The organism is Parendozoicomonas callyspongiae (assembly GCF_023502345.1).
In the GTDB taxonomy this organism is placed as follows: Bacteria; Pseudomonadota; Gammaproteobacteria; order Pseudomonadales; family Endozoicomonadaceae; genus Sansalvadorimonas; species Sansalvadorimonas callyspongiae.
The window spans coordinates 1-20,542 of sequence record NZ_JAMFLX010000036.1 but is presented as its reverse complement, the minus strand read 5'-3'; the positions used below and the strand labels follow the sequence as shown (position 1 = coordinate 20,542).

Genomic DNA, 20,542 nt, shown 5'->3' with positions numbered 1-20,542 from the left:
TGCACAGCTCTAGGGCACTCCCATGGTAATCCAATGTCTTCCCGCGTGTCGGAATTCACCGGCAGGAACCCCCGCCCTTTTACCAAACGAGTTAACCGGAGCATTCCTGATCCGGTCATAATATTTATCGCGCTCTATCTCTCATGTTCTGTGGGGTCATGGGCGCTCTCTGGTTTTACCTTTTCCACCCCGGGGCCGGGTGGTGAACCTGTTGAGCACACTATTCGCAATATGTTGAGTGATCATGGCATTCGCTGGATGTTTGAAAACCTGCTGCTGAATAACTGGCTCGCCTTTGGTGAGGGTGTCCTGGGTATGACACTTATATGTCTGCTGGGAATTGGTGTCGCCGAAGAAAGTGGTTTGCTGACTGCAATCATCAAGCGGGCCAGCAGACGGATTAACCATAGATGGTTGCCAATTCTGTTGGTATTTCTGGGCATTATCAGCAGTATTGCCAGTGACGTGGGATATCTGGTGCTGATTCCCTTGGCCGGGCTTCTTTATGCCGGTCTTGAAAAAAATCCACTGATTGGAATGGGGGCCGCTTTCGCCGGCGTTTCAGCAGGGTGCAGCGCGAATTTTATTCCGGTAACGCCTGCAGATGTCATTATCGGAGTTAATACTCGGCTGTTTGCAGAGAATCAAGCAGTTCCGTTTGTGCGATCAAGTGGTGAACATTTAAACGCATTTACCATGCACTACTGGTTTAACTGCCTGTCAGTGCTTGTTCTCACTCTTGTTGGAGGGCTGGTCACTCAGTTGATTCTGGCTCCGAAGTACAACCGGCAGAAATGGATTGTACCAAGATCACTAAGTGCCAAGAGTTTCTATCCCGACCCTTGTGAAAGAGAGGGAATGCAGTGGGCTTTAGCTGGCCTGATTATTTCATCAGGTCTTCTTCTATGGCTGATTCAGAGGCCGCTGTCTGGTTATTACGATGTCGATGGCAGTCTGTCGAGACCATGGCTGAATAACCTCGTATTGTTAACGACTTTGACCTTTGTCATCTGCGGTGTTTGCTACGGAACAGGTACCGGAAGGTTCAGCCGTACAGCGGATATTGTGAACGCCATGACCCGACAGATGAATGTTGCCGGGTACATCCTTGTTCTGACTTTTTTCTGTTACAACTTTCTTTCCCTTCTGTCTTATAGCGGAATGGGAATATGGTTCTCGTGGATAGGTGTTGTTTTTCTGAAATATCTGGGGCTGGAGACCTGGCCTGTATTGTTGATAATCGGCTTTATTTTCATAACGGCTGTTATCAACCTGTTTGTGGGAGGCATGTCGTCCAAGTGGATGGTTTTTGGGCCTGTCTTTGTCCCAATGCTGTACCAGGTGAATGCAGATCTGACGCCTGATTTTGTATCTGCTGCCTACCGAGTGGGGGATTCTTCAACAAATATTGTTACCCCCATGATGACATACGCGGGAGTAATTCTTGCCATGATGCGGAAATACTGCCCGAGTATGGGGCCGGGGGATATGGTCAGCCTGATGTGGCCCTATGCAGTTGCATTCCTTCTAGTCTGGTCTGCCCTGCTGATTTCATTCTTTGTTATGGAGTGGCCACTGGGTTTTTAAGGCCGAACCATGTTTCTGTCTCTGAATCTTTTTGGCGTCATTCCCACTTCTTTGCGGAACAACGCATAGAGGTATTGGACAGATGGGTAGCCACACAGGCAGGCAATGTCCGCGATGCTTTTATCGCTGGAAACCAGAAGCTCTTTAGCCCTGGCCAGCTGACTGTTGGAAATATATTTGTGGAGTGAACAGCCGGTTTCCCGGTGAAAGCGGGTTTCCAGGTTACTTCTTGAGAGGCCTATCTTCTCAACAATATCAGCCGTACGAATTCCTTCATGAAGGTGGCCCCGAACCTGACTTACAGCTGTTCTGACATAGTGATCCTTATAACCGCTATGGCGGGTAGACTCCCTTTGGACCAGTTTTTCCGGTGGAATCATGACCCGCTTTACATGCCGGTTAAATGTCAGCTGGTAACTGAGCAACTCTGCTGCCCGGTAACCCATGGCATGACAGCCCTGGCGGATAGAAGAAAGAGTTGGTGAACAGATACTGTTAGCGACATCATCATCGTCAACACCCAGTACAGAAACCTGTTCCGGCACATCGATACTAAGATGCTGGCAGGCATCAATCAGATGGATTGCACGGGCATCCGTTGCAGACATCACCGCAATGGGTTTTGGCAGGCTGGCAACCCAGTCGCACAGACGGTTGAAATCGGCCTGGTAGTTATAGGCATTGAAACCACGGAAGCTGAAACAGACATTTCCCGATTCTCTAACTAAAGACTCAAACGCCTTTTCCCTTTCCCTTGACCAGCGATTACCACCGGTTTCCTGAATGCCATAAAAAGCAAAGTGCTTGAAGCCAAGCAGCTGAAAATGCTCCAGAGCCAGCCGGGCAATATATTGGTTGTCTGTAGCAACGTAAGGACAGTCGGGATACTCGTCCTCATTCTGGTAGGAACCACCAATGGCTATAATAGGCTTGGAGGATTTCGACATGGTGGCAATCACTTCAGGATCGTCATAGTCGGCGATATAGGCGTCGCACGTGTCCAGAAAATCCGGATTCAGGCTGCAGCGGTAATCTTCCTCAATGGCAAGCTGCCACTCACGGTGAAACTGATTCCGATAAGCCGCAATCCCCCCTATCACCTGGCGGTCATAGACTTTGTTGCCGTTGAAAAGTATTCCGATCCGACGATGCATAAAGATTTACAGCCTGATTTGTTCATATCAGCCATGAAATGGCAGGCAATGTGATGGAAAAATACCTTCAACGATCGTCGATCAAAAAAAATTGATCTCAATCACATCCTTCCTTCATTCTGTAAAAAACATAACTTTTCTCTCTTTTTTGACAATTGTTGTCAGCGTTCTCACTCCCCTAGGATTAACTCGACACGACTTACCGGAGCCTGGAAATGTTCCTAGGAATTGATTTGGGGACCTCAGCGGTTAAGGTCATCCTGCTGAATCATCAAGATGAGATTGTTGCTCAGGCATCTAGTGCTCTAACTGTTTTCCGTCCGCACAGTGGCTGGTCAGAACAGGATCCGGAAGCCTGGTGGCGGGCTGCCTGTAATGCTGTTCAGGAACTGAAAATTAATAATGACCTGTCTCTGGTTGAAGCCATTGGTCTATCCGGCCAGATGCACGGTGCAACATTGCTGGACAACTGTCTTAAATCTTTACGCCCCGCCATTCTATGGAATGATTCCAGAAGTGCTGAAGAGTGCATTGAGCTTGAAGCCATAACTTCCGATTTTCTCAACCTTGGTGGAAACCGGGTTATGCCTGGGTTTACTGCACCAAAATTGAAATGGGTTCAGAGGCATGAACCTGACGTTTTTGCCAACACTCATAAAGTCCTGCTTCCCAAGGATTACCTGAATCTCAAACTGACCGGCGAATGTGTTTCTGATATGTCCGACAGTGCGGGAACACTCTGGATGGATATTGCCAGGCGTGATTGGTCAGACAGCATGCTGAATGCCTGTAGTTTATCCCGTGAACATATGCCCAGACTTTATGAGGGCTGTCAGGTAACAGGAAATCTAAGGCAGGAGCTGGCAGACCTGTGGGGGATGAAGGCTGTTCCCGTTGTTGCCGGTGCAGGTGATAACGCAGCAGGTGCAGTGGGTGTCGGTGTTACCAGGCCTGGTCAGGCAATGCTTTCGCTGGGGACGTCTGGCGTATTTTTCGTAGTCACTGATGGTTACCGGTCAAACCCGGAGCAGGCAGTTCATAGCTTCTGTCATGCTCTTCCTGATACCTGGCACCTTATGTCTGTGATGCTGAGTGCAGCCTGTTGTCTTGACTGGTTTGCAACAGTCTCTGGAGTTGAATCTGTTGGTTCCTTGATTGAAGAAGCAGAACAGAGCGGACGGTTTCACCCAAATCTGATTTTCCTTCCTTACCTTTCCGGTGAAAGAACTCCCCATAACAATCCGAATGCCCGGGGTGTGTTCTTCGGGCTGGATCATGGAACCACTCGTGCAGATATGGCCCTGGCCGTTCTGGAAGGAATTTCCATGGGGCTGAATGACGGCTATCAGGCGTTAATAAAAGCTGGCGCTGTTATTGATGATGTCACTCTGATTGGCGGTGGCGCAAGAAGCCCATTCTGGCGTCAGCTGCTGGCCAATATTCTGCAGAAACCACTGTCTTATCGGGCAGGGAGTGAGGTTGGCCCTGCTCTCGGTGCGGCCCGGCTGGCTAGGCTGGGTGTTCAGCCTGCCAGCAGCACATCTTTGGTATCGGACATCTGTCCAGTACCTGAAATGACACAGGTGCATTCACCTGATGCCGACGTGGCGAACCAATACCAGAAAAAGTACGAAAAATTCCGAACCATCTATCATGCACTTGAAAACGTGTTCTAAGCATCCACAGGAACATACACAATGACTCAAGAAATATTTCCCGGCGTAGAACCAGTAAGCTTTACCGGTAAAGAATCTGCTGACCCTCTGTCTTATCATTTTTACGACAAAGATCGGGTAGTGCTTGGTAAAACCATGGCAGAGCATCTGCGTCTGGCCGTCTGCTACTGGCATAACTTTTGCTGGGAAGGTAACGATGTATTTGGTGGTCCGGCATTTCAGCGCAGCTGGAAAAATGCTGACCCAATGACCGAAGCCCGCTTGAAAGCCGATGCTGCTTTTGAGTTTGCCGGCAAGCTTGGTGTTCCGTACTACTGCTTTCATGATACCGATGTGGCGCCGGCTGCAGAATCTCTTAATGAGCTTACTGAAGGCTTTAAGTCCGTCGTTGATTACCTGGGTGAGAAGCAGGAACAGACAGGAACCAGGTTGCTTTGGGGAACAGCTAACTGCTTCAGTCACCGCCGCTATATGTCTGGTGCGGCTTCCAACCCTGATCCTGAAATCTTTGCGTGCGCTGCCAATCAGGTTGCCCATGCTATGGAAGCGACTCATAAGCTGGGTGGTGAGAACTATGTTCTTTGGGGGGGGCGGGAAGGCTATGAAACCCTGCTGAACACTGACCTACGCCAGGAACGTCAGCAGCTTGGTCGTTTTCTGCAGATGGTTGTTGAACACAAACACAAGATTGGTTTCAAAGGCACTCTGCTGATTGAGCCCAAGCCCCAGGAGCCAACCAAACATCAATATGACTATGACGTTGCCACTGTTTATGGGTTTCTGAAGCAGTTCGGTCTGGAGCAGGAGGTCAAAGTCAATATTGAGGTTAACCATGCGACACTGGCAGGTCATACCTTCCAGCACGAAGTTGCAACCGCAGCATCCCTTGGCATTCTGGGAAGTATTGATGCCAACCGTGGTGATCTGATGCTGGGCTGGGATACCGACCAGTTCCCCAACAGTGTCGAAGAGATGACTCTGGCTGTTTATGAAATTCTGAAAGCCGGTGGTTTGAGCACGGGTGGTTTTAATTTTGATGCCAAGCTACGGCGTCAGAGTATTGATGCCAAAGATCTGTTCCATGGTCATATCGGCGGCATTGATACCCTGGCTCTGGCTCTGCTGAAAGCTGCTGACCTGATTGAGCAGGAAGCATTGCTTGAGATCGTAGCCAATCGTTATCACGGCTGGAGCAAACAACTGGGACAAGCCATACTCAAAGGCGACCACTCTCTTGATAGTCTGCGTAATCACGTCCTGGCGACTGATCTTCAACCACAACCCGTTTCCGGCAAGCAGGAATACCTGGAAAACTTGGTAAATCGCTTTATTTACTCTTGAAACATAGGATTTCATGCGGATGGCAATAATTGATATGTATCAATTATTGCCAAATGAGTTCAGAAAACATAAAGCGATTAATTATTTTCACAATTGTTTCAAACAAAAACGCACATAGCATTAAAACTGATGCTACACATTGCATTTCGCAAGGGGGCCTAAAGTGAAGAAAATCTTAGCTTTTATTATGGCAGCATTCTTTGCCATTAATGCTCAGGCATCTCTATTCGGTGGAGATGATGGCGAGCTGAAAATCGGGATGTCCATTGATGATCTCCGTCTTGAGCGCTGGCAGAAAGACCGTGATCTGTTTGTCGCCAAAGCGGAAGAGCTGGGGGCAAAAGTTTCTGTTCAATCTGCAAACGGTAATGAGCAGACCCAGATTTCCCAGATTGAAAACATGATTTCACGTGGTGTTGATGTTCTGGTCATTATTCCTTACAACGGCCAGGTGCTTTCCAACGTGATTGCTGAAGCCAAACGTGAAGGAATTAAGGTTCTGGCTTATGACCGTCTGATTAATAACGCTGATATCGACTTCTATATCTCATTTGATAATACCAAGGTTGGTGAACTTCAGGCCAGTGCCATTGTGAAAGCGGTTCCGGAAGGCCGTTACTTCATGATGGGCGGTTCTCCAGTTGATAACAACGCCAAGCTGTTCCGTCAGGGACAGATGAATGTGATCCAGCCTTATGTTGATGCAGGCAAGATCACCATCGTAGGTGACCAGTGGGTTGATTCCTGGCTGCCTGAAAATGCTCTGGGCATTATGGAAAATGCGCTGACTGCCAGTAACAACGATATTGATGCTGTTGTTGCTTCCAATGACGGAACCGCTGGTGGTGCGATTCAGGCTCTGGCTGCACAGGGTTTGGAAGGCAAGGTTGCTATCTCCGGTCAGGATGCTGATCTGGCAGCTGTACAGCGTGTCGTTGCCGGTACTCAGACCATGACTGTGTACAAGCCTCTGCATCTGCTGGCCCGCAAGGCTGCTGAAATTGCCGTTGAACTGGGCGATGACAAGGCTCCAGCTACCAATGCTGAGCTGGATAACAACCTGAAGTCCGTTCCCTCTTACCTGCTTGAGCCCATCGTTGTCACAAAAGAGAACGTGATGGAAACCGTTATCGCCGACGGTATGCACAAGAAAGAAGACGTATACAAGGTCAATTGATTCTTGCTGAGCTGCCGGCATAAGTCGGCAGTCTTTTATCTGAGCAGCTGATTTTCAAGGCGGTACTGTAATGAGTTATCTATTGGAAATGCAGGGGATTTCCAAAGATTTTTCCGGTATTAAAGCGCTTGATAATGTGTTTTTTAATGTGAAGCCAGCCGAGGTGGTTTCCCTTTGTGGTGAAAATGGCTCCGGAAAATCAACCCTGATGAAAGTCCTGACTGGTGTTCATCCTGCCGGGAGTTATGCCGGGGAAATCACTTTCAATGGAAAATCTCTTTCTGCCCAGTCAATTAAAGATAGTGAAGCTGTTGGTATTGCCATCATTCACCAGGAACTGGCGCTGGTGAAAGAACTGAGCATTATGGAAAACATTTTCCTTGGTTCTGAAATTCACAGTTATGGACGTATTAATTTCAATGCCATGCTGCAGAAAACCAGAGAGTTGCTGAAGCAGGTTTTTCTGGATGTTCCGCCTACTACATTAGTTAAACACCTTGGTGTTGGTCAGCAGCAACTGGTGGAGATTGCCAAGGCGCTTTCAAAAAATGCCAGCCTTCTTATTCTTGATGAGCCTTCTTCTTCTCTAACGGAAAGCGAAACCAAAATTCTTCTGAATATAGTTTGCAGCCTGCGTGAGCGCGGTGTGAGCTGTGTTTATATCTCTCACAAGCTCGATGAAATTATGGCGATTTCAGACCGGGTTTGTGTCATCCGGGATGGTCTGCATATCGCCACGAAAGAGATTGCAGAGCTGAATCAGGATCGCATTATTCAAATGATGGTTGGCCGGGAAATGGCCAATCTGTTTCCCAGGGAAGATCACCCGATTGGTGATGTTGTTCTCGAAGTGCGTAATTGCACTGCCCATGATCCTTGGGTGCAGGATATCAAGCGGGTTGATGATGTCAGCTTTACCGTGCGGGAAGGAGAAATTCTTGGAATCTCTGGTCTGGTAGGTGCTGGCCGGACTGAACTGATGCAGTGTCTGTTTGGTTGTTACCCCGGAAGTTATGATATTGAAATCCTGCTGGACAACAAACCGATCAAGGTTCGAAACAGCGCCGAAGCGCTAAGACAAAGGGTTGCCATGGTGCCGGAAGATCGAAAGCGTCACGGTATTATTCCTGGAATGAGCGTGGCCAAGAACCTCTCCCTGGCCAACCTTCTGAATTATCAGCAGAAAATGGACTGTATCGACAGCAGTCATGAGGTTGCTGATGTTCTCGAATATATTAAGAAACTGCGGGTGAAAACGGCCTCTCCAGACCTGCAGATCAAGAGTTTATCCGGTGGCAATCAGCAGAAAGTTGTTCTGGCCAAAAACCTGCTGATTGGCCCCAAAGTCCTGATTCTGGACGAACCCACTCGCGGTGTTGATGTGGGGGCCAAGTATGAAATTTATAAGGTTATGTTTGAACTGATCCGGGAAGGTATTTCCATCATCATGGTGTCCTCGGAGTTGCCGGAAGTCCTTGGTATCAGTGACCGCGTACTGGTTATGCATGAAGGTAAACTGAAAGGGAACTTCGTAAACCAGGACCTGACCCAGGAAATGATTATGGAATCTGCTTTAGGAAGTTGCAGTGATGCTTAAAACCGCAATCAGAAAAAATGCCAAGACCTATATGATGCTGATTGCCATGCTGGCAATCTGGTTTCTGTTCAGCTGGATGACGGATGGCAGTTATCTGACCCCCAGAAACCTGTCCAACCTTTTCCGCCAGACAGCCATTACCGGCATTCTCGCCATGGGTATGGTGTTTGTCATCATAACTGGTGAGATAGATCTGTCCGTTGGTTCCTTAATGGGGTTGCTGGGTGGCGTTGCCGCTGTTATGGATGTTTGGCTGGGTATGCCGCTCTATGTGACGATTATTGTTACGCTCCTGTGCGGTTTCCTTTTGGGCCTCTGGAATGGTTTCTGGGTGGCCTTCCGACATGTTCCCTCATTTATTGTCACATTGGCAGGAATGCTGGCATTCCGTGGTGTGTTGGTGGGGATGTCTAAGGGAACAACTATTGCGCCGGTCTCTTCTGGTCTGACTCAGTTGGGCCAAAGCTATCTGCCTGTTGGTATTGGTTATAGCGTGGCGGTTGCAGTTCTAGCTTTAATGGTTGTCAGTGCCGTGCGTGGCCGGAAATCCCGTGTGGAATATGGACTGCCGGTTCCAACAGTGGCTAAGGAAGTGCGGAAGCTGACTTTATTTGGTGTTGTGATTCTTTTCGCCACCTTCCTGATGAACAGTTATCGCGGCATTCCCACACCGGTTCTTATTATGATGACCCTAATCGGTGTGCTGACTTATGTGGCTAACAAAACTACATTTGGCCGCAGGTTGTATGCGATTGGTGGAAATATCGAAGCGGCTCGCCTTTCTGGGGTAAACGTGGAAAGGATGAAGCTGTTTACCTATGCCATGAATGGCACATTGGTAGCGGTTGCCGGTTTGATCCTGACGTCCCGCCTGGGGGCAGCGTCTCCTTCCATGGGTAATATGGCTGAGCTGGATGCCATTGCTGCCTGTGTAATTGGCGGAACCAGTATGGCTGGTGGGGTGGGAACGGTTATCGGCACGCTGGTTGGTGCTCTTGTTATGGCCAGCCTGGATAACGGTATGAGCATGATGGATATCGCTACCTTCTGGCAGTACATCGTGAAAGGAATGATCCTGTTGCTGGCCGTTTGGATGGATGTTTCTTCAAAGAAACAGGCTTGAGTTGTCAGCCCCCTCGGAGCGGGAAAGATGTGTCCCGCTCATTGCCTGGAACCTGATCGAGAGTAAAGCTATAAACAAAACGGCTCTGCAAAGATCAGACTTCAGCTACAAATTCAAAAGTGTCGCCAAGAAAGTGAGAGCGACTATATTCAACAGGCGTATTATCAGCCAGAAGCCCCCGACGTTCCATGACAATAACCGGGCTGCCTGCTTCGATATTGAGGTAATCGGCGTAGTTTTCTTCAAGGGCTACTGCTCGTAGCTTCTGGATAGCTTTGACTGGACGGCTTCCCGCTTTGGCCAGAGCTTCATAGAGTGAGCCGGTCACATCAAAAGGCGTGTCCAGGAACTGTCTTGGTACGACAGCATACTCGAGAGCGACAGGAGTATTGTCAGCCATGCGAACGCGGAACATGCGGACAACTTCAGAACCTGATGGCAGGTTAAGGCGGCTCTGTTCGTCCCGGCTGGCCAGACCAATGCCCCGTTCAATCCAGAGAGAGTCAGGGTGCTTGTCGACAGATTCAATAACTTCAGAAAAGCTGTTGAGACGATCGAGTTTATGAACCATCCTTTCCGCCACGAAGGTGCCTGCACCTTGTCGCTGAGTCAGAAGGCCCTCAGTGACCAGTTCGCTGATCGCACGTTTGACGGTTACCCGGGAAACTTTCATGTATTGGGCTATTTCCCGTTCCGCAGGCAGGGCAGATCCTCTATTGAGTACGCCATTGTCAATGGACTGTTGGATCAGGCTCTGGAGCTGAAGATAAAGAGGGGTGGCGTTGTCCTTCAGTGAATCAGGCTCACCAAAAATACGTTCGACCAGGCTGGTATGTGTGGCAGACAAATTCATGGCCTTTCGGGCTCAGTTAAGTGGGTGAACATTGGTTATGAACCGGCCAGCGAGCTACCGGTTTATAAGAAAGTCGAATGAATCTTACCCGGAAACAATAGACGCATTCCCATGAAATGCTGTCCGACTTTACTGGGGCGATCATACCAATTTCATAAAAGGTTTCATTTGTAACTTGCAGAAAAGGCCGCAAACAGGCGGTTTATAAGTGCTTCAGTTGATTTTAATCAATTGGATAGTGTGAACGTGACCTGTATTGGTACATGCTAGGTGCATGATAGAGCCTTTAAAGGTATTATCCATCGCGAAATTTAATGTCGCAGTTTCAAAGGTTCGCTGATAAAGAGTCCGCTATTCCTGTGAGGTTATTGGTTTTAGCAATAAAACACACTGGTATTGTGGGTATGTGCGGCTGCGGGAACTGTATACGAGTAATATCTGGAGAGAAGTGATGACCAAGATCGCTGAAATCCGGGGTCGCGAAGTCCTCGACTCCCGTGGTAACCCTACTGTTGAAGCTGACGTACGTCTGGAAAGCGGCCACTGGGGTCGTGCCTGTGCTCCTTCCGGTGCTTCTACTGGTTCCCGTGAAGCTCTGGAACTGCGCGACGGTGATAAGTCCCGTTACATGGGTAAAGGCGTACTGAAGGCTGTTGGTTTCATCAATGGTCCTATCCGCGAAGCCCTGATCGGTTTTGATGCTGCTGACCAGCGTGGTCTGGACGGCAAGATGATCGAGCTGGACGGTACTGAGAACAAGAGCCAGTTCGGTGCGAATGCTATCCTGGCTGTTTCCCTGGCTGCTGCCAAAGCTGCTGCTAACGCCAAGAATATTCCTCTGTACCAGCACATCGCTGAGCTGAACGGTACTGCCGGCAACTACTCCATGCCTGTTCCAATGATGAATATCATTAACGGTGGTGAACACGCTGATAACAACGTAGACATCCAGGAATTCATGGTTCAGCCTGTTGGCGCCAAGTCTTTCTCTGAAGCTCTGCGCATGGGCGCTGAAATCTTCCACAACCTGAAGAAAGTTCTGTCCGCCAAGGGTCTGAACACTGCTGTTGGTGATGAAGGTGGTTTTGCTCCTAACCTGGCATCCAACGCTGACGCTCTGGCTGTTATCAAGACTGCCGTTGAGAAGGCTGGCTACAGCCTGGGTACTGACGTGACTCTGGCTCTGGACTGCGCAGCTTCCGAATTCTACGAAGATGGCAAGTACAACCTGAAGGGCGAAGGCAAGATCTTTGAATCTGAAGCTTTCTCCGACTACCTGGCGAAGCTGACCGAAGAATACCCAATCATCTCCATTGAAGATGGTCTGAACGAATCTGACTGGGATGGTTTCGCTTACCAGACCAGGATTCTGGGTGACAAGATCCAGATCGTTGGTGACGACCTGTTTGTAACCAATACCAAGATCCTGAAGGAAGGTATCGAAAAAGGTATCGCCAACTCCATCCTGATCAAGCTGAACCAGATTGGTACTCTGTCCGAGACTCTGGACGCTATCAAGATGGCCAAGGACGCTGGTTACACTGCAGTTATCTCTCACCGTTCCGGTGAGACTGAAGACGCTACCATCGCTGACCTGGCTGTTGGTACTGCTGCAGGCCAGATCAAGACCGGCTCCCTGTGCCGCTCCGACCGCGTATCCAAGTACAACCAGCTGCTGCGCATTGAAGAAGAGCTGGGTGAAAAGGCTCCTTACCGTGGTATGGCTGAATTCAAGTAATCGCTTGAGTCGCTGCTAATGCCAGAAAAGCCGCTTGCTGAAAGGTAAGCGGCTTTTTGTATTGGAGTGAACCAGAATTTATCGCTTTTTAAGCTGATCCAGTCTTGCCTTGAGATTTAGGGTGGCCGACTGGTTCTGGAAAATTGTATTGGCTGCTTTATAGCGTTCAACCATATCTGGGTAGAATAATTTTAAGACGTTTGGGCTAATTCGGTCTGCTTCATTCGGGTTGTTTGCGGCGATTCTCTGCAGTTGGTTGGGCAAACTCTCTTGAAGGAGTGAAAAGTCGCTGCTGCTGATTTGTCTTGTGATTGCCAGTTCTCTGATTGCGGCTCTGGTCTCTACCAGATCTTTTACATCAGAAATTTGTCTTATGTATTGACTTAGCCCCCTGAAAGATGTGTCTGGCAATAACAAGATCTTTGTTTTGGCCTCCATGGGGGTGTTTCTGTGTTTAACGGGCCCCTTTGGTTTGTGTGTTGGAACATCAGGTAGGTTGTTTATTGCTTCCTGTAGTCTGGTTTCCTGAGTTTTATTTTCTGACTCTAGTCGGCGAAGGGCATCAGGTTTGGGATCAACAGCTTGTTGGCGTAGCTTTGGGGTTGCTGCTTTGCTTGGATTGGGTGTTTGTGCTTTCTGCCGAGAAGGAGTGGGTCTTGTTTGTTGGGTTGGTCTTTGGTTTTGCTTACTCTGATGAGAGCGCTGGTATTCAAGGACATCAGGGTCATTAGCCAGTTGCTCAAATGCATCGTCATCCAGATGCAGACCATCTATCAGGTCATCAATATCTTTGCTGGTAAAATCCTTTATCCCCTTTGCTTTTGGTTCAGGAGAAGCGTTGACGGCGTGACTGGTTGGGCTGCTTTCTTTTGGCCTTGAGGCCTCCTTAGTCTCTGTCTTCAAATCTGGAGGAGGGGGTGGAGGTCTTCGTGGGGAGTTGGCCTTCTTTTGTGTGGTTGCGTTGGTCTGATGTGAAGCAGTTTTTGAAGTGGACTGGGTTGACTTATTGCTGGGTGCCGCTGCTTGCTTCGAGGATTGTAATGCTGCCTGTTTGCTTGGAGCACTTATGGCATTGGATCTGGGAATTCTCTGTTTGATCTCTGCTGGTGGCTGGTGGCTGATGTGCCGAGCGGCAAGTAAGACAGTACTTGGTTTCAGGCTGCTGACATTTCTGGCCAGTTGAATCAGCTGCCTGCCATTGACCGGAAACAGGTTGCGAAAACCCAGGCGCCCTTTTTTCGCCTTTGGGCCTTCGGTCTGTTGGTGCTGATGGCTGGTGATGGCCTTATTTGAACCAATGTTTCCTGGGCCAAGCATAAGAAATCCCTTCTGTAGACCATTTCAGTATAAGAAACTTATATGAAGGGCGTGGCGAGTTATGAGTAAAAACATTATTGGTATGGCTTTATTGATTCGCATCAATAGTTATGGTGTACCAATGCAATACCATTGTCGCTCCAGTGTTCAGGTTGTGTCCAGATTAGCTAAAGGTTTTAGCCTGTCATCTGAGCGTAAAGTACTGGTGCAAGTATTCAGGTAGTCCACTTCCTATACAAAGGAAGGGTACCTTCACAAGATAAAGATCAGGTTTAAAACCTGGATACCGAATCTTGTGTGATGACACAAGGCTCTGACTAGACTGTGGGTTTAGTCAGGCTGCAAGTCCTCAGATTAAGGCTTATGCACCGGTAATGCTGGTGTTCTGCAGGCTTCAGACTGGTGTTGATAGCAAAAATGCCGACCTCTAAGTGAGAGGAATATCTGAAGAGCGTTTCGGACGATTTTCATATAAGCCGAAGCTAAGCAGGAAATCTGAGGAGTGGGACATTATAAATGTCTTAAAAACCATGGCTTAACAGACCGGTGAGTTCTGATATGTCATGGCAGGAATTTTGAATCCTGATGAGATCGTGTAACGACCTCATCTAGACAAACTGAAAAGCGAGAGTACGAAAATGATCCGTATCGCCATCAATGGTTATGGCCGCATTGGCCGCAACGTTCTGCGAGCTCTGTACGAAAATAATCGTACTGACGAGTTCAAAATCGTAGCTATCAACGATCTGGGCGATGCCAAGATCAACACTCACCTGACCAAGTACGATACTGTACACGGTACTTTCGCCGCACAGGTTGAAGGTGGCGAAAACGCCATGTTCGTTAACGGTGACGAGATCAAGGTTCTGTCTGAGCGCAACCCTGCTGCACTGCCATGGGCTGACCTGAAGGTTGACGTTGTATTTGAGTGCACCGGTGTATTCCGCTCCAAGGAAGCCTGTCAGGCTCACCTGGACGCAGGCGCCAAGAAGGTTATCATCTCTGCACCAGGTGCCAGCGATGTTGACGGCACTGTTGTTTACGGTGTTAACGAAGGCGTTCTGTCTGCAGACATGACTGTTGTCTCCAACGCTTCCTGCACCACCAACTGCCTGGCACCTATCGCCAAGCCTCTGAACGAAGCTCTGGGCATTGAGTCTGGCGTGATGACCACCATCCACGCTTACACCAACGATCAGGTACTGACTGACGTATACCACACTGACCTGTACCGTGCCCGTGCTGCGGCTCTGAACATGATCCCAACCAAGACCGGCGCTGCTGCCGCTGTTGGCCTGGTCGTTCCTGAGCTGAAAGGTAAGGTTGATGGCATGGCTGTTCGCGTACCGACCGCTAACGTTTCTCTGGTTGACCTGAGCTTCATTGCTGGCCGTGACACCACTATTGAAGAAGTGAACGAAATCATCGCCAAGGCGGCCGTTTCTTCCGAAGCTATGAAGCAGGTTCTGGCTGTGAACACCCAGCCTCTGGTTTCCATGGACTTCAACCACAGCCCATTCTCCTCTAACTTCGACGCTACCCAGACTCGCGTGCAAGGTCGTCTGGTTAAGGTTATGAGCTGGTACGATAACGAGTGGGGCTTCTCCTGCCGTATGCTGGACACTGCAAAGGCTCTGCTGAGCGCTTAACTGCCGAGAGCTTGCATAAATAGTGCCTTGAACAAAGCAGTGATGTGATGGGGGAAAGAATGGCTGAGCCGTTCTTTTCCCTTTTTTGCTATGGAAGTAGAACAGATATCCTGTTTCCAAAGAAAGCGGCTTCTCTTTATGAGGGGAAGGGGGCTTTTAATCGCTGCGTCCTTATTCAAAGCCGGAACATGGGTTCGACCTGCATTCCGGTTTCTAAGTTTCTCTAAGATTATTCGGTAATAAAATCATGCTGAGACGTACAAAGATTGTCTCCACTCTGGGCCCTGCATCTGAATCCCGCGAAGCGCTGACCAAGCTGATTGCTGCTGGTGTTGATGTTGTTCGCATGAACTTCTCTCACGGTGAGCCGGAAGAGCACATAAACCGTGCCAAGCTGGTACGCGAAATTGCTGAAGAACAAGGCCGTAACGTAGCAATCCTGGGTGACCTGCAAGGCCCCAAGATCCGTATCGCCCGTTTCAAGGAAGGCAAGGTTAACCTGGTTCCTGGTGAGTTCTTCACTCTGGATGCTGAACTGGATATTCACGAAGGTACTGCTCAGTCTGTTGGTATCGCTTACAAGAGCCTGCCAAACGATTGCAAGCCAGGTGATGTTCTGCTGCTGGACGATGGTCGTCTGAGCCTGGAAGTAGACAGCATTGATGGTCCTCAGATTCGCTGTAAAGTTCTGACTGGCGGTATTCTGTCAAATAACAAGGGTATCAACCTGCAGGGCGGTGGTCTGTCTGCACCGGCTTTGACTGAAAAAGACAAAAACGACATCAAAACTGCAGCCAAGATTGGTATCGATTACATGGCAGTCTCCTTCGTTCGTTGCAAGGAAGATCTGGACGAAGCCCGTGCACTGCTGGAAGCTGCTGGTGGTCGTGCTGCAATCCTGTCAAAGATTGAGCGAGCTGAAGTTGTCAATGATCTGTCCAAGCTGGAAGAAGTTATCGACGCTTCTGATGCAATCATGGTTGCTCGTGGTGATCTGGGTGTTGAGATCGGTGATGCTGAACTGGTAGGTGTTCAGAAAGAGATGATCAATATGGCTCGTCGCCTGAATCGGCCGGTAATCACTGCGACTCAGATGATGGAATCCATGATCGAAAACTCCCTGCCAACTCGTGCAGAAGTATTCGATGTAGCAAACGCTGTTCTGGACGGCACTGACGCAGTTATGCTGTCTGCAGAAACTGCAACCGGTCATTGCCCTCACGGTGTTGTAGAGGCAATGAGCCGTATCGCCAAAGCAGCAGAAAAGCAGCCTTCCGCTGTCGTATCTCACCACCGCATGGATATGACTTTCGAGCGTACTGACGAGACTATCGCAATGTCTGCCATGTACGCGGCTAACCATCAGGAAGGTGTAAAGGCGATTGTCTGCCTGAGTAAGTCTGGCCAGACTGCTCTGTGGATGTCCCGCATCAACTCCGCACTGCCAATCGTTGCACTGAGCCGCCGTGAAGAGACCCGTCGTCGTCTGGCTCTGTACCGCGGTGTGCATTGCCTGCCATTCGACATCTCCAGCGATGATCCTGAAGTTGAAGCTAAAGCTCTGGAGCTGGTGGTTGAGACTGTTGGTCTGAAGGCTGGTGACAAGGTGCTGATGACCCGTGGTACCAGTCAGGGTAGTACTAATGTGCTGAAAATCCTGACCGTTTAATATTAAGTAAAAGTTGCATAATGCATACTTAATTAAATATGTCCTCTGTGCATAAGCTTTATCATGAGGATATTGTTGGGAGGGGGGAATTGATTCCCTCTCTCATCTATTTTGATATTGCAGAACTTTCTTTATTTTTACCGATATTAAGCAAGTTGAAAACACATGGCCATGTGTGAAGTTAACCAAATTCTATAATAAAGTTAATTACAACGAGTGGCTCCATTGTTTATCCATGAAGAGCAAAGACTATAATCTCTATTGTTCAAAATAGCCAAGGAACCGAAGGTTTTCGACTCCTTGATTGCTATATGGCTATTAAGCTGTGCTGCCTGCATCAATAGTTATTGTTGAGCCTGTAATATTGTCAGCTGCTGGTGTCAAAAGAAACCCAACTGAGTTTGCTACATCATCTACAGTTGCCATACGGTTTAAAGGGCTGCGTCTTCTAATGCTATCTAGCTTTTCACCCTTTAAGGAGCTTGTCATAGAAGTATCCATGAATCCAGGTGCAACAGTGTTTACTGTGATATTAGCTCGGCCTAGCTCTCGCGCAAGAGACCGTGTAAATCCACTTAGTGCAGATTTAGTAGCCCCATAAACAGAAAGTCCATTGTAACCTGTAGTTGCAATAACTGAGCTGATATTAATAATTCTCCCGCGTTGTCTAATTAGCATAGATCTTGAAATATACTTGGTTAAGACGATAGGTGCTTGCACATTGACTCTGATTAACTCTTCGATTTGACTCTCGTGCATGGTGGCAAGAACTCCATCATGTCCGAGAGCTGCATTATTAACTAGGCCATAAATCACACCGTACTTAGATGTGATTTTTTTTGAAAGTGCTTTTATATCTTCGATATTGTTAAAATCAAAAACCTCATGAAACAAATAGTCTTGATACTGTTCTTGTAGTTCCTGATATTCAGAGGTTAGTGTCCTGCCAATTCCTACTACGGAGTACCCATTCTTAAGAAGGTGCTTGCATATAGCAAACCCTAACCCTTTAAAAGCACCTGTTACAACAACTAAATCCATATTAACCTCTCTTTATCTTACCACTATCATTTACATCAATTACATTGACAGTTTTGATGGAAACAGGGACTTTATAGGCGGCTAAATGCATCTTACAAAGTTTGATCAAGTCAGACTTGATTTTATTAAAATCAGGAGTATCAGCAACGATCTCGGCACATACTAAAGATCCCAAAATTGGATTAGGCTTGGAGTAAACTTTTGCAGCCTTAACTGTAGGGTCTAGTAAGAGAACGTGTTCTACCTCTTCGGGATGAACTTTGTTGCCACCAACATTAATAGCACCAGAATCTCTACCAAGAAAATATACTCGGTTATCGCGAACAGTCACTAGATCTCCTGTTGCAATATACCCATCATCCTGGAATATCTGTTGATTGTTTATATATTTCTGATCTTTAGTTTTGGGCTTGATGCAAAGAATGTTATCGCTATTAATTTTTAGTTTTACACCGTTCACCCCTTCATTAAGATACTTTTGAGGAAAGCCAGACTTGCCGTCAGTCACGGAAAATCCTACCCCCGCTTCAGTTGAAGCATAAACGTGCCGAATTCTTGATTTTGGGAATTTTTGAATCAAAGCCTTTAGAATGGTATCGTCTGAAATCTCACCGCCAAGAGTTATATTGAGAAAATTAAAGCTATTGCTATCACCATGCATTAGCAGCTTTCGCCAAAATGATGGGGTACCAGAAAGTGAATTACACATACCTCTGGATAGTACATTGATTACCCCAATCAGATCTTTGCTCTCATCTGGGATAATTAAAGTTGACCCTGATAGAGTAGATTGCAGATATACTTGTAGACCTGCAAATCTATATATGTCATATACTAATCCCCAAACGTATCTATTACCTGATTGAATATCAATCTTTGAAGAGGCACTCAAACTAGATAATGTGTGAGAAACTAGCTTGGGAATATTTGTAGTTCCTGAAGTTGGGATAATCCATTCAGTAACTGAGCTTGAGCTAACATGCTGATTATGGGGACCAGCGACAGGGATAATATTCAGATTGTCAGAGTTACAAAATACCTCATATGTAATCTTTGCTTCTTTATAAAATCGTTCATAAAGGTCTTCAGATATATCTGGGGCCAATAGAAGAATTCTGTTAACCACGCCATCAAGCATTGGAAGCAATACAGCTAGCTCACTCCTGCTGCGAGCCTTGATGGCGATAGAGGCACCTTTAAGAGTTTCTATCACAGATTCATTCTTTTTGGTCATCAAAACCAAATCACCGTAAGATAACTGCTTGCCTTGGAAAACAAAAGCAACTCTCTCGGGAGGAATAGACTCAATGAAAGATCTTAATACAGTCATATTATTCAGTAGGACTTATCTTTTCATAAATGGACACAAATTCACCAAAGGTGACCGGGTAGACTGGTTCATCCATCATTGCAAAGGGATCAAACCCGAGCTCTTCATCTAAAATTGCAACTAAGATGGCAAACCCTAAAGAATCTAAGCCACTTTGTAATAAAACAATGTCATCAGATAAATTATCCACTAAAAGCTTACTATCTGTTCTTTCCAGTGCATCGTGGAATGATTTAGTAATGGATTCTCTAATGTTTGTTCTTTCAGTCATATCATCTGCCTGTTTAAGTGTTTTTATCTAGTTAAAGATTAATTAAAGAAAATCATAAGATGGTAAATCGTTAGTTTTTTCGATTTTAAACACCATGCGAGAGTTTTCTACATTTTTAGAAACAACGAGGCCAGCTTGTATTTTATTACAATTGCCTATGGATAAATTTGGAAGCACGCACGAGGATGTGCCAAAAAAATTTTTATCACCAATAGTCGTATAACCAGTTATTTGAACATTTGGAGAAAACACGTTTTCACTACCAAGGGTGCAGTCATGTGGTAATGCAGATGAATAATTAAGAATGTTATTATCTCCAAGTGTTGTATTAGGGCCAATAATCACGTTAGGACAAATTATATTCCCTGAACCTAAAACTGCCGACGAAGAGACGATAGAGCTATTGTGGCAGAAGCCATCTATAGTCACTTTTTTATTTTTTAAGTTTTCGATGATCCGAGATCTAATTTTTAAGTCACCAATAGCGATGATTACTAAATCACCTTCATGAAAATTAAAGTTGTTTTCACTTCCAAGAAATGGTGCAGGAAAATTATACTGACTATATCTTTCCGTATTTACGTCAAAATACCCCTTTATTCTTAATTGATTTTTTATTTTATTGTTATCTTGGATGTAACCTGTTAATTCTGCGGCAAATCCACCAGATCCGATAATATAAACCTCTCTCATCTAAAAGTCCCCTTTACTGATTAACCAACACAAAAATCCAGGCAAGATCGGTACATTCACAAACTACAAATAATCCTCTGGCTTAAGTAGTAGCCGAAGGTTGTTGAGCCCAATGCAGTAAATTTCACAATGATCTACCCAAACTCAATTAGAAACTCATATAGCATATCCACCTCAGTAGAGCCTAGGGATAAGTCTTTCTTAGGAGAAAAATAAGTATATGACCTGTAGGAGTATGCGAAAAGGCACCTCCACCTGCTAGCACAGGATAGTATCACACTGAAATCTGTCCTGATAACTATCTCTGGAGCACGGCTAAAGCAAAA

Annotated in this window: 16 protein-coding genes; 9 read left to right on the top strand and 7 right to left on the bottom strand. The window is 47.0% G+C overall.

The annotated features are described in order from the left end of the window. Nucleotides 1-33: 33 nt before the first annotated feature. Nucleotides 34-1,587 carry an AbgT family transporter gene (locus M3P05_RS18430; protein ID WP_249701567.1) on the top strand — a complete coding sequence of 518 codons (1,554 nt, stop codon included), beginning with the start codon at nucleotides 34-36 and terminating at the stop codon, nucleotides 1,585-1,587. Here M3P05_RS18430 and M3P05_RS18425 read toward each other — a convergent pair. After that, nucleotides 1,584-2,741 (bottom strand): XylR family transcriptional regulator, encoded by a 1,158-nt coding sequence (locus tag M3P05_RS18425; RefSeq protein ID WP_249701566.1) that lies wholly within the window; start codon nucleotides 2,739-2,741, stop codon nucleotides 1,584-1,586. The genes M3P05_RS18430 and M3P05_RS18425 overlap by 4 nt on opposite strands. A 215-nt stretch (nucleotides 2,742-2,956) precedes the next feature. On the opposite strand from M3P05_RS18425, the gene xylB reads away from it, so the two are divergent. The 5 genes from xylB to M3P05_RS18400 all read left to right on the top strand — a co-directional run bounded on the left by xylB (nucleotide 2,957) and on the right by M3P05_RS18400 (nucleotide 9,655). Next, nucleotides 2,957-4,417: a xylulokinase gene (xylB, locus tag M3P05_RS18420; RefSeq protein WP_249701565.1), complete on the top strand. Its 1,461-nt coding sequence runs from the start codon at nucleotides 2,957-2,959 to the stop codon at nucleotides 4,415-4,417. Between the two features lie 21 nt (nucleotides 4,418-4,438). After that, entirely contained in the window at nucleotides 4,439-5,758 is a 1,320-nt protein-coding gene (xylA, locus tag M3P05_RS18415) for a xylose isomerase (RefSeq protein WP_249701564.1), read from the top strand. Between the two features lie 163 nt (nucleotides 5,759-5,921). Then, nucleotides 5,922-6,935, top strand: coding sequence for a D-xylose ABC transporter substrate-binding protein (xylF, locus tag M3P05_RS18410; RefSeq protein ID WP_249701563.1), 1,014 nt, complete (start codon nucleotides 5,922-5,924; stop codon nucleotides 6,933-6,935). 70 nt (nucleotides 6,936-7,005) lie between these two features. Beyond that, the gene (locus tag M3P05_RS18405) at nucleotides 7,006-8,532 is read left to right on the top strand and encodes a xylose ABC transporter ATP-binding protein (protein ID WP_249701561.1); all 1,527 of its coding nucleotides are present in this window, start codon (nucleotides 7,006-7,008) and stop codon (nucleotides 8,530-8,532) included. After that, nucleotides 8,525-9,655 carry a sugar ABC transporter permease gene (locus M3P05_RS18400; RefSeq protein WP_249701559.1) on the top strand — a complete coding sequence of 377 codons (1,131 nt, stop codon included), beginning with the start codon at nucleotides 8,525-8,527 and terminating at the stop codon, nucleotides 9,653-9,655. The genes M3P05_RS18405 and M3P05_RS18400 overlap by 8 nt, the downstream gene beginning before the upstream one ends. A gap of 94 nt (nucleotides 9,656-9,749) precedes the next feature. Here M3P05_RS18400 and M3P05_RS18395 read toward each other — a convergent pair whose 3' ends face one another. Continuing rightward, nucleotides 9,750-10,502, bottom strand: a complete 753-nt coding sequence (locus M3P05_RS18395) for a GntR family transcriptional regulator (protein WP_249701558.1) — start codon at nucleotides 10,500-10,502, stop codon at nucleotides 9,750-9,752. A gap of 457 nt (nucleotides 10,503-10,959) precedes the next feature. On the opposite strand from M3P05_RS18395, the gene eno reads away from it, so the two are divergent. Next, entirely contained in the window at nucleotides 10,960-12,246 is a 1,287-nt protein-coding gene (gene eno, locus M3P05_RS18390; RefSeq protein WP_249701557.1) for a phosphopyruvate hydratase, read from the top strand. A 78-nt stretch (nucleotides 12,247-12,324) separates the two neighbouring features. Here eno and M3P05_RS18385 read toward each other — a convergent pair whose 3' ends face one another. Continuing rightward, entirely contained in the window at nucleotides 12,325-13,563 is a 1,239-nt protein-coding gene (locus M3P05_RS18385; RefSeq protein WP_249701556.1) for a hypothetical protein, read from the bottom strand. Nucleotides 13,564-14,201: 638 nt separating this feature from the next. Here M3P05_RS18385 and gap point away from each other — a divergent pair. Together gap and pyk are read left to right on the top strand one after the other, a co-directional pair. Continuing rightward, complete coding sequence (gene gap / locus M3P05_RS18380) at nucleotides 14,202-15,212, top strand: type I glyceraldehyde-3-phosphate dehydrogenase (RefSeq protein WP_249701555.1); 1,011 nt, start codon at nucleotides 14,202-14,204, stop codon at nucleotides 15,210-15,212. Nucleotides 15,213-15,459: 247 nt separating this feature from the next. Further along, entirely contained in the window at nucleotides 15,460-16,881 is a 1,422-nt protein-coding gene (gene pyk / locus M3P05_RS18375) for a pyruvate kinase (RefSeq protein WP_249701554.1), read from the top strand. A 318-nt stretch (nucleotides 16,882-17,199) separates the two neighbouring features. Here pyk and M3P05_RS18370 read toward each other — a convergent pair whose 3' ends face one another. From M3P05_RS18370 to M3P05_RS18355, 4 genes are read right to left on the bottom strand one after another with little or no spacing between them, the layout of a single operon-like run. Then, complete coding sequence (locus M3P05_RS18370) at nucleotides 17,200-17,922, bottom strand: SDR family NAD(P)-dependent oxidoreductase (RefSeq protein WP_249701553.1); 723 nt, start codon at nucleotides 17,920-17,922, stop codon at nucleotides 17,200-17,202. A 1-nt stretch (nucleotide 17,923) separates the two neighbouring features. After that, nucleotides 17,924-19,252 carry an AMP-binding protein gene (locus M3P05_RS18365; RefSeq protein ID WP_249701552.1) on the bottom strand — a complete coding sequence of 443 codons (1,329 nt, stop codon included), beginning with the start codon at nucleotides 19,250-19,252 and terminating at the stop codon, nucleotides 17,924-17,926. Between the two features lies 1 nt (nucleotide 19,253). After that, complete coding sequence (locus M3P05_RS18360) at nucleotides 19,254-19,523, bottom strand: hypothetical protein (protein ID WP_249701551.1); 270 nt, start codon at nucleotides 19,521-19,523, stop codon at nucleotides 19,254-19,256. A gap of 42 nt (nucleotides 19,524-19,565) precedes the next feature. Beyond that, nucleotides 19,566-20,216, bottom strand: a complete 651-nt coding sequence (locus M3P05_RS18355) for an acetyltransferase (protein ID WP_249701550.1) — start codon at nucleotides 20,214-20,216, stop codon at nucleotides 19,566-19,568. Nucleotides 20,217-20,542 lie beyond the last annotated feature (326 nt).

Coding starts and splice junctions, on each gene's coding strand:
- M3P05_RS18430 (WP_249701567.1), top strand. CDS start 34: ATGTCTTCCCGCGTGTCGGAATTCACCGGCAGGAACCCCCGCCCTTTT.
- M3P05_RS18425 (WP_249701566.1), bottom strand. CDS start 2,741: ATGCATCGTCGGATCGGAATACTTTTCAACGGCAACAAAGTCTATGAC.
- xylB (WP_249701565.1), top strand. CDS start 2,957: ATGTTCCTAGGAATTGATTTGGGGACCTCAGCGGTTAAGGTCATCCTG.
- xylA (WP_249701564.1), top strand. CDS start 4,439: ATGACTCAAGAAATATTTCCCGGCGTAGAACCAGTAAGCTTTACCGGT.
- M3P05_RS18405 (WP_249701561.1), top strand. CDS start 7,006: ATGAGTTATCTATTGGAAATGCAGGGGATTTCCAAAGATTTTTCCGGT.
- M3P05_RS18400 (WP_249701559.1), top strand. CDS start 8,525: ATGCTTAAAACCGCAATCAGAAAAAATGCCAAGACCTATATGATGCTG.
- eno (WP_249701557.1), top strand. CDS start 10,960: ATGACCAAGATCGCTGAAATCCGGGGTCGCGAAGTCCTCGACTCCCGT.
- M3P05_RS18385 (WP_249701556.1), bottom strand. CDS start 13,563: ATGCTTGGCCCAGGAAACATTGGTTCAAATAAGGCCATCACCAGCCAT.
- gap (WP_249701555.1), top strand. CDS start 14,202: ATGATCCGTATCGCCATCAATGGTTATGGCCGCATTGGCCGCAACGTT.
- pyk (WP_249701554.1), top strand. CDS start 15,460: ATGCTGAGACGTACAAAGATTGTCTCCACTCTGGGCCCTGCATCTGAA.
- M3P05_RS18370 (WP_249701553.1), bottom strand. CDS start 17,922: ATGGATTTAGTTGTTGTAACAGGTGCTTTTAAAGGGTTAGGGTTTGCT.
- M3P05_RS18365 (WP_249701552.1), bottom strand. CDS start 19,252: ATGACTGTATTAAGATCTTTCATTGAGTCTATTCCTCCCGAGAGAGTT.
- M3P05_RS18360 (WP_249701551.1), bottom strand. CDS start 19,523: ATGACTGAAAGAACAAACATTAGAGAATCCATTACTAAATCATTCCAC.
- M3P05_RS18355 (WP_249701550.1), bottom strand. CDS start 20,216: ATGAGAGAGGTTTATATTATCGGATCTGGTGGATTTGCCGCAGAATTA.